The 1,949-nt window shown below is 32.6% G+C and carries 1 protein-coding gene; it reads left to right on the forward strand.

What is annotated here, in order from left to right; genetic code table 11:
* Positions 1-281: 281 nt before the first annotated feature.
* Positions 282-1,898: an alkaline phosphatase PafA gene (gene pafA / locus A3SG_RS0118230; protein WP_016991424.1), complete on the forward strand. Its 1,617-nt coding sequence runs from the start codon at positions 282-284 to the stop codon at positions 1,896-1,898.
* The last annotated feature ends 51 nt before the right edge of the window (positions 1,899-1,949 follow it).

The raw sequence follows: 1,949 nt of genomic DNA on the forward strand, positions 1-1,949 counted from the left end.
AAAAGAAATTAAAAACAGGTACATAATTCAAGGAACTACCTATATAGTATTAGTGTGGCTTTCTTGTAAAAAGTATTACAGATAATAGTGCGTATTTTGTATCCTTTTTGCTTAGGTCGTAATAATGTCTTTTGTTCTTAATTTTATTGCAGGCCAAATTAATAGATCGATTAAAGGTACTTTCCTTATCAATAACGGAGGTTAAGCAACCATTATTTTTTTCTAATACAGTTTTGTTTTGAACATTAAATTGTATTTTTACATTTAATTAAAATAGTCTTATGAAAAAAGTAGTTTTGTTTCTTGCGTTTCTATTCTTCGCGAATGTACAAGGACAGGAGCGTCCAAAATTAGTTGTGGGTATCGTCGTGGATCAGATGAAAATGGAATATCTGTATCGCTTTTCAGATGATTTTTCTTCTAATGGATTCAAACGATTAATTAATAATGGTTATACGTTTCAAAATATGCATTTTAATTTTATGCCAACTTATACAGGGCCGGGACATGCATCCATTTATACAGGAACTACTCCAGATACGCATGGTATCGTAGGTAATGAATGGTTCAGCAGAACGTTGGGTAAAGAAATGTATTGTACAGATGACGCTAGCGTAAGTACGGTAGGTGAAGGAACGAAGGAAGAGGGTGAAATGTCTCCTAAGAATTTGTTAACAACAACGATTACTGATGAGTTGCGAATGGGAACTAACTTCAAAGGTAAAGTTATTGGAATGAGTTTGAAAGATCGTGGTGCTATTTTACCAGCGGGTCATTTTGCAAATTGGGCATTTTGGTTCAGCAAAACCGGCTCATTCATCTCTAGTTCTTTTTATGGCAAGCAGTTGCCGGATTGGGTTCAAAAATTCAACGATGAAAAGCATTATATGCCATACATTAATAAAGGTTGGGACTTGTATAGACCAAAAGGTACTTATAATGAAAGCTTAGAAGATAATAATCCATACGAGGGGAAACTCTATAATAGTGATGCTCCAGTTTTCCCATATGATTTAAAAGACATGTATGCTAAGAACGATGCTGGGGTATTACGTGCAACTCCATTTGGTAATAATCTATTGGCGGAGTTTGCTATGAAAGCAATAGAGCAAGAAGAATTAGGTAAAGATGAAATCACTGATTTTTTAACGGTTAGTTTCTCCTCAACTGATTATGTAGGGCATTTATTGGGACCGCGATCTATGGAATTACAGGATACGTATTTACGGTTAGATCAAACTATTGCTGATTTTTTAAATTATTTAGATAAGACAGTAGGAAAAGATAATTATTTGCTGTTTTTGACTGCTGATCACGCCGGTGCTGAAAATGTAAATTATTTAAAAGACCATAAATATAATGTTAATAGTATCAGTCCAAAAGACATAAGAAATAACCTGAAAGATTTTTCGATAAAAACGTATGGAGTGGATATAGTATTAAATTATTCTAGTTTTAATTTATTCTTTAATAAAGAAATAATTAAAAGTAAAGATTTGGATTTAGTTAAAGTTAAAGAGGCATTTAAGGGATATTTAATGACGCAAGACTATGTAAAAAGAGTCTATAGCGAAGAGGATATTTTAAATTCGACTGGTAATGATTATTTTTTAAATTTTATAGCTAAGGGGTACGATGTGACTCAAAATGGAGATTTGGTTATTTTAGATAAGCCAGGTTACATAGAATATCAAGGTACCGGAACTTCACATGGAACCACTTATACTTATGATACACACGTTCCTGCTATTTTTTACGGATGGCATGTTAAACAAGGAGAGTCTTTTAATAAAAAAGAGATTACGCAAATCGCCCCAACAATTGCTCAAAAAATAAAAATTTCATTTCCAAATGGTACTAGGGCGAATGTTCTAGAAGAAGTTTTAGACGATAAATAATACTAAACGAAACCTATTTTAGTCCAATACCTTCTGGTATAAAAACAGAAA

This window comes from Flavobacterium sp. ACAM 123 (assembly GCF_000264055.1).
In the GTDB taxonomy this organism is placed as follows: Bacteria; Bacteroidota; Bacteroidia; order Flavobacteriales; family Flavobacteriaceae; genus Flavobacterium.

Coding starts and splice junctions, on each gene's coding strand:
- pafA (WP_016991424.1), top strand. CDS start 282: ATGAAAAAAGTAGTTTTGTTTCTTGCGTTTCTATTCTTCGCGAATGTA.